Origin of the sequence: Methanobacterium sp., from assembly GCA_012838205.1 — an archaeon.
Taxonomy (GTDB): Archaea; Methanobacteriota; Methanobacteria; order Methanobacteriales; family Methanobacteriaceae; genus Methanobacterium.
In genome coordinates this window covers 1-7,416 of the sequence record DUPR01000008.1, presented here as the reverse complement: position 1 = coordinate 7,416, position 7,416 = coordinate 1, and the positions used below count along the sequence as shown (strand labels likewise).

At 30.6% G+C, this 7,416-nt stretch carries 5 protein-coding genes; 1 reads left to right on the top strand and 4 read right to left on the bottom strand.

Annotated elements, in window-relative coordinates; genetic code table 11:
• The first annotated feature begins 433 nt into the window (after positions 1-433).
• Positions 434-1,564 (top strand): glycosyltransferase family 4 protein, encoded by a 1,131-nt coding sequence (locus tag GXZ72_01090; GenBank protein HHT18150.1) that lies wholly within the window; start codon positions 434-436, stop codon positions 1,562-1,564.
• A 70-nt stretch (positions 1,565-1,634) separates the two neighbouring features.
• Here GXZ72_01090 and GXZ72_01085 read toward each other — a convergent pair whose 3' ends face one another.
• From GXZ72_01085 to GXZ72_01070, 4 genes are all read right to left on the bottom strand, one after another.
• Positions 1,635-3,392, bottom strand: coding sequence for a DUF2206 domain-containing protein (locus GXZ72_01085; GenBank protein ID HHT18149.1), 1,758 nt, complete (start codon positions 3,390-3,392; stop codon positions 1,635-1,637).
• Positions 3,393-4,105: 713 nt separating this feature from the next.
• Positions 4,106-5,314: a glycosyltransferase family 4 protein gene (locus tag GXZ72_01080; protein HHT18148.1), complete on the bottom strand. Its 1,209-nt coding sequence runs from the start codon at positions 5,312-5,314 to the stop codon at positions 4,106-4,108.
• A gap of 18 nt (positions 5,315-5,332) precedes the next feature.
• Positions 5,333-6,340, bottom strand: a complete 1,008-nt coding sequence (locus GXZ72_01075; GenBank protein HHT18147.1) for a glycosyltransferase family 2 protein — start codon at positions 6,338-6,340, stop codon at positions 5,333-5,335.
• Between the two features lie 39 nt (positions 6,341-6,379).
• The gene (locus tag GXZ72_01070) at positions 6,380-7,267 is read right to left on the bottom strand and encodes a glycosyltransferase (GenBank protein HHT18146.1); all 888 of its coding nucleotides are present in this window, start codon (positions 7,265-7,267) and stop codon (positions 6,380-6,382) included.
• Between the last annotated feature and the right edge of the window lie 149 nt (positions 7,268-7,416).

Here is a 7,416-nt window from a genome sequence, read left to right as displayed (position 1 = left end):
TCGCTTAATTTTACCACTACCATTCTAATATCATGAAATAAACATCATTTAGAAGTTTTTGATCTATACTAAAGATCGTTCCCATAACCACATATAAATCTTTTGGTCCATTTTCTTAAAAAAAAGATAATAAAACATTTTTAAGGGATTTAAGCATGTTATAAACAAATTTAAATTTTTTGATCGTCGTTTTCATCTTGATTTTTTCGAAAAATGTAAGAATTATTAGAATAATAGAAATTCTACTTTAAAGAAAAAAATTGCCATCAGATTTTAGTCTAAATCTATGAATAATAATAAAATATAATATCATTAATGATATTACAATCAAAGTCAGATTATGAACTGATGTGATATACAAAATCAATAAATGATGTAGCAGATCACCTGATTATTATCTAAGATTATAATTCATATTTATACTGGTATTATTATGAAAATATTAAGCATACAAATTTCAACTCCAGAAAACAACGCTGAATGGTGGCGTATTTCAAACTTAGCTAAAATAATGGAGGATGCAGGGCATGAAGTTGATTTAGTTCATTATTGTGGTAAAACCAAATACCAACAATTTAAAAATAGGGATGCATTCCCAAATGATCAATTTATTATAACATCTCAACTCAATGTCTATTTCAAACATCTGAAACTATTACGCGAAAATAACTATGATTTGGTGTATGCCAATACTGGTGCTGCTGCTTTTTGTTCTTTATCAGGTAGATTAACTAAAACCCCCCTTGTTTTTGATATGCACGGTGATTTACTACAAGAACTTCTACTTAGATGTGGATATAGTTTGAATCCTAAATTCATGATAAACTACTTGCAATTCAAAATAATGGACTATGCAAATCTAAAGGGATCTGATCAGATCATATGTGTTTCCAATCGGATGATTGACTACTTACACACAAGTAAGGGCATTTCACTGAATAAATTAGAATATGTAACCAATGGTGTTGATTTGGACTTTTTTAAACCTGAATTTGATAAAGTTCAGGAATTTAAAGAACAGTTAGGTTTTGAAGATAAACTAATATTTGGTTATGTTGGCGGATTTCAAAGTTGGCAAGGCACAGAAAATCTTATAAAAGCTGCTAAGTCTTTAAATGATGATGATATTGCATTTTTAATCGTTGGTGGGGAAACTACACTGCCTAATAGAGATAATTGTAATACTATTTTCATTCCAAAGATCAATCGCAACGAAATACCAAATTATTACTCAGCATGTGACGTGTTAATTTTACCTAGACCTTTCCATATTGCAACCGAAGTCGCAGCCCCCACTAAATTCGCTGAATATACATCAATGGGTAAACCGGTTCTTACTTCAAATGTTGGTGACGCTGCAGACTTGGTAAAAAAATACAATTCCGGGATTGTGGTTGACAATAATCATGTGAATAATCTCTTAAATGGTTTTGATCAGTTTAAAAATTTAGATGATGCCGAATTAAGAAGAATGGGCAAGGCTTCTAGAAAATTAGCTGAAAATGAGTTTGACTGGAAGATAGTAAGTAAGAATTTATTAAAATCTTTAGAAAAATTCCAATAACTTAAAAAAAAATGTTTCAAAAAAGGCATAGTAAATACTTAATTAATTATTTTTTTTTTAATAATAAAAATTAAGGTATAAGAACCTTTGATCCTCCATTATCATAAATTCTTGATTTCCATTCTTTTAAAAATATATTGCTGCTGGTGGTATTAGTGATAAATGTTGGAGCAGTTTGTTCAAATATAATGTTTTTTTGCGTGTTTAAGTAAGTTAAATATAGATACTGATATTTAAAGCGGGAATCTGTTTTTAAACGTTTCTTGAATTTAAAAGTTTTTTTAGAATCTATAAATGTTCTATTGGGTATTGAAAAATTATTTGCAGCCATTAATCGGAAACCTGCGACAGTATCCCCATGGATTCTTATTTTTCTCTTTTCTCCATAGTGGCTCAAAAATTTAGCCCCTGCAACATCTTGATCATAAATGAAAGCTTCTGTCCTAGCGTTGGAATTTTCATCATAATAAATTGATGATGGAATACCGCTGGCAAGGTAGTTAAAATGTATGGAAACTGTGAAAAGTGAAATAATAAGTATTGTCAAAAGAACCAGATCTAATTTAGGCTTTCCTATTAGTTTAGCAATTTTTATTACACCAATAACAAACATTGGCCCTAAGAAAACTAAAGAAGTAAGAAATATTCGGTGCGCACCATAAGCTTTAGAAAAAAATGGAATAACAATAAATAATGCCAATAAAACGGCTGAAATCACTGAACCAAGAATAAATTCAAATGGTAATTTCTTTTTGTACTTTTTATATCCTACGAAAGATGCGAAAATTTCCCACAATGTAGCCATTAAACCAATGCCGATGGTTAGAAAAATTGCATCATTGACCAAAACACTAATCATTTGAGGAACAGAATCTACGCCAATTCCAAAAATAGCAGGAATTGTGTTCTCACGGGTATGGTTTACAACAATTGGGTTAGTTGTATTTGTTACATTAGTTACATTGGTTGCATTTATGGAGCTTGATGAGTTAGTTATGTTGCTGGTATTTGCACTTGATCCTGTTGATATCCTAAAAGCTCGGGTTGCTGTACGTGATTGGGATTTAGCCACAATAAAATACCAAATATACGAAAAAAGCCCTAAAAAGGCCAATATATCAAAATTAATCGGTCTTATCTTTTTATCGTTGAATACTTTTTTTATAAATGGAATTAAGATAATTGGTACTGTCATGGCCAGACCAATGAAGGCAGTACTATAGTGGGAAACAATAACTGAGAACATGAAAATGATGAATAATATCTTTTTGTTTATATTACTCAAATCGGAATCAAAAATTACCAACACAGCTAGGAAAAAGAATATTAATGCAAATTCTTGTCTTATAAGGGATAGTAATTCAATAAAATTCATCTGGAAAAGTACTAATAACGCAACAAATATTGCATATTTATTCCCAACTATTTTTCTGGATATAACATAGATAATTAGAGGTATAATTGAACCAATAAATCCAAAAAGAATTTTAAAGACATATATTCCTTTAATAGATGTTAAAACACTATAAATTGTGGGTAAGATGTTTACACTTAAACAGTTATTTAAAGGAGTATTGAAGATGTTTGTATCTAAATGGTAGTTATGTAAGGTGTATTGGAAGTAAAAAAACTCTAAATGATTGTCTCTCCCAATGAGATAATTTGATGTCAAGCCATGCATCAAAAAAAAGCTTAGACTTACCATCAGAATAGCAAATGGATAAGTGGAGTTTGATATTTTATTTCGCAAACCAATAATGACAACGAAATATATTGGAATTAAAAACAATAATAGTAAAAGAATGGAATTATTATTGGTTATGTTCATTAAATATGTCCCAAAAAATGCCAAGAAAGGGAAAATGGTTGAAAAAATCATTGGAGAAATTAATTTATTATTCGTATCTACTTTAAAATTGAAGATTTTCTGAATTTTAAATTCTTCTTGATTTTTATGGTATGCAATTATGGATAAAAGGATTATTATAATGTTAAACGTTACGAGCAACGGAAACAAGGATAATGGTTCTGATATGAATGGATATAGATAGTTTAAACCCAACCCCGTAAAAATTATAATGAATAAACTTAATCCAATCCAAAACACAAATTTTTTAACAAATTCTAATTTATTCAAATTCATTAGGATTGTTATCAGTAATCCGGGGACTATGGTGAAATAAATTGTAGGAAGGATTTCTCTGAAGCCGTGGATGTTAAAAAGTATTACAATATCAGTAAGTAAAAGTAGTAGTAACATAGGGGTAAAGAAACTCTTAGTTCTAATGTTTTTTATTTTGCTGTATAATGAAGCCATAATTGGTTCTTCCTAAACTTTAAATTATTATTTATTTCGAAATTTATTGTAATAAAGTGTTTGTTTATTGTATAATCTTTTAACTAGTGTTATAGGCCATATGAGTATTGATTTAGATAAAAATTTAATGTTTAGATATCAATTTATTCTCGGATTTTGACCGTAATCTGGATTAGCATCTAATGTAGTTTTCTGAAACTGGGTGAAATAAATTAGATTTGCACTCATTTATCAGATATTTCTTTATATAGTTTTTCCAGATTTTTAATATGTAGATTCATATCATATTTCTGGCTTGATTTAAATGCTCCCATTTCTAATTTCTCCAATTCTAGTGGATTTTCGACCAAAAACTGGAGTATATCTTGCAACTCGTTGATGTTGCCTGGTTCGAAGAGACAACCATTAACTTTTTCCTCAATTAGTTCGGGGATGCCCCCAATTTCACTCCCAATAACGGGAGTTCCATACTTAAAACTTTCATAAATAGCCATAGGGGAATTTTCATACCAAATAGATGGCATAACAGTAATGTTCGCTTTTTTCTGAAGTGATGTTAGTTCATTTCCATCTAAAAATCCATAAAAAGTAATTCTATCATCAGGTTCAGCAATTTCTTTTAAATCATCCATTTTCTCCCCTTTACCAACAATATGAAGCTTGACATGGTCCTGTTTTAAATTTTTAAAGGCTTTTATTAGAACATCAACTCCTTTGTGTCCAATAAGAGCACCAGTATAGATAATATCTATATTGTTGTATTTTTTTCCAGTTTTTTCATTGAAAGGTGTAATCCCTAGAGGGAGTTTCATGCTTTTGGATTCTGGGAAGAAACCATTTTTATTTAACATCTTCAATACAAAGTTGGATGGCGATAAAACCAAATCCGGTTTACTGGAAACTATCTTTCTAGATACTTTCTGATACAGTTTACAAATCGAACGCGGATTATCACATACTTCCCCATTTGCATGTAAAAGTGAAACTCTCCGACACAGTAAGATGTATTCATGAACTGTAAATATGAAAGGTATTTTTAAACTTTTTATAGCATCAAATGCTGATAAAGATATCCAGGTGGGGGTGTGTATATGAACCACATCAGGATTCTCTTTTTTTAAAATATTTTTTATGGTAAAATATGCATGTAAATTCCATATATCAAATACATTCCATATAATTTTCATTAATAATGATTTTTCAGCAGTATTTGTCCAGGAATATATGTTTAACGGATAAAAACGGTGAACTTTGATTCCATTTTCCAGTTTGGATGAGGGCTTGATTGAAGATAAACCATTATAAGGTTGTGTGGTGATAACCACAACTTCATGACCCCTATTTGAGAGTTCTTTTGAAATTCGCTCGGCATATATGTCTGCTCCCCCAGTTGCATGTGGAGGATAAGTGTATATTATCTGACAGATTTTCATTTTAGATTTCCTTTAACTTTATTTTCCTAACCTTTCATACTCCTTCAAACACCAATTTAAAGATGCTATTAAACCCATTTTTCCCAATTCTCCATCAGAGATCTGTCTAGTTTTTTGTATGTACTTCCTCTTGGCAAGTGTTTTTGGAATACCTTTGATAAAAGCATAGTTACCTCTTAAAACAGCAGACACAAGGGAAAAATCACCATGAACCATGAATTTTGATATACGGACCAGATCGAATATTATCGAAATAATTAATCCTTTGATTAAGTTTGAAAGTGAGAAATTTTTTAACATATTAAATAAACGGTTCTTTTGAACGTTGAAAACTCTAAAAGGAGTGTCCATCTTACCCCCAGTACTTCCATATTTGTGGTATACAATAGATTCTGGGACATAATATGTTTTATGCCCTTTTAACCAGCATCTCCAACCAAAATCCACATCTTCTAGATATGCAAAGTAATCTTTATCAAAACCACCCATTTCTAGAAATAAAGACTTTTTCAATAGCATTGAACAACCTGAAGGCGAAGCAACAAAGCGAACTTTATTGTATTTTGAAACATCCTTTTTCCCAAAGTTGATATCAAGTCCACTACCCATTGGAGTTATAACGCCTCCAATAGTGTTTAGTGTTCCAGGTTCATTGTAAAATAAAACTTTACTGGAGTAAATGTGCTTAGGACCATATTTTTCTAAGGCCTCCAATAATGATTTAAGCCAATAAACATCTACTTTAGTATCATTATTTAAAAAAACAATGTAATCTCCCCTAGCTTTTTTAACTCCCAGATTACAACCTTCAGCAAATCCAAAATTTTTTTTCAAAGAAATTATCCTTACCTTGGGGAAATGATTTTTAACAAATTCAACAGAACCATCATTTGATGCGTTATCAACAAAAACAATTTCATAATCATCAGATTCAATCATTTCCAATGAGTTTAAACACTCTTCAAGGTGTATTTTTCCATTATAATTTGGAATTATGATGCTAACTAGAGGATTGGAATTTTTCATCTTATCACTAATACTAAACAATCTTCAAATTCATTGTAATTAATTATATATGAATCCGGGCATGTATTTTTCATGTTTTCCCATGAAAAACCCTAAAAAATGAATGAAATTATAAAGAATTGCATAGGGAATTCCCAGAAATTGTTTTTTCCGGATTAAAAACTTCATTTCTTCGGTTACAAATTTTAAACCACGACCAAAAAAGCCACTTTCACCTTCCAAGGCTATGTTGGAAAAAGCAGAACCATCCTGGAATCGCCTTTTAAACAATGAACGGAGTGAATAATCATGTGAGTGATATACAGTAGCTTCGGGTTCATAAACAATTTTATATCCTGTTTTTAAGACTTTAAGTGCAAAATCTTTATCTTCAGACATCGGCACATCATCAGTGAACCTTAATTTTTCCCAAACATCTTTCTTTATAGCAGAACACACATCAGAGACATATATATGATCTATATAAAATTTTTTTGGATTATTTGCCTCTTGTTTTCCTAAAACCTTTCTTTCATCAGGGTAGAAATAAGAATAAAAAAAGGTATTAACATCACTAGAATCAGGATTGGCGATTTGTCTCCCGTATGAAACAGCAACTTCAGGATTTTGCAATGGTTTTACCAATTTTTCCAGCAAATCATTATTTATTGGGAGGGCATCTTGTGTCAGATAAACTAAAACCTCACCACTAGATTTCTGGGCACCAAAATTGCGTGTTCTGCTGTGATGGAACTCTTCTGGTTTAATTTCATATATTTTGGTGTTGTATTTCTCTAAGATCTGGATGGATTCATCCTCTGAACCGGAATCAATGGCAATGATCTCAAAACTACCACTGAAATTTTGTTTTTCCAAACTTTCCATTAGCAATTTCAGTCTTTCACCACCATTTTTCACCAAAATGATAATGCTAAGGTCACAGATCATCTAAACGACTCCAGATTCATATATGTGGGCTTAATTTAAGGACTTATATCAAAACAAAAATTTGATAAAAATAAAACCTTAATTTGGCTTCTTATTTTGATTTTTCCAGTAACAACAGACTCAAGAACATTCCTGAAAAAATGGTTTGA

Excerpts from the sequence above, each read along its gene's own strand:
- GXZ72_01090 (HHT18150.1), top strand. The coding sequence starts at position 434 with ATGAAAATATTAAGCATACAAATTTCAACTCCAGAAAACAACGCTGAA.
- GXZ72_01085 (HHT18149.1), bottom strand. The coding sequence starts at position 3,392 with ATGAACATAACCAATAATAATTCCATTCTTTTACTATTATTGTTTTTA.
- GXZ72_01080 (HHT18148.1), bottom strand. The coding sequence starts at position 5,314 with ATGAAAATCTGTCAGATAATATACACTTATCCTCCACATGCAACTGGG.
- GXZ72_01075 (HHT18147.1), bottom strand. The coding sequence starts at position 6,340 with ATGAAAAATTCCAATCCTCTAGTTAGCATCATAATTCCAAATTATAAT.
- GXZ72_01070 (HHT18146.1), bottom strand. The coding sequence starts at position 7,267 with ATGATCTGTGACCTTAGCATTATCATTTTGGTGAAAAATGGTGGTGAA.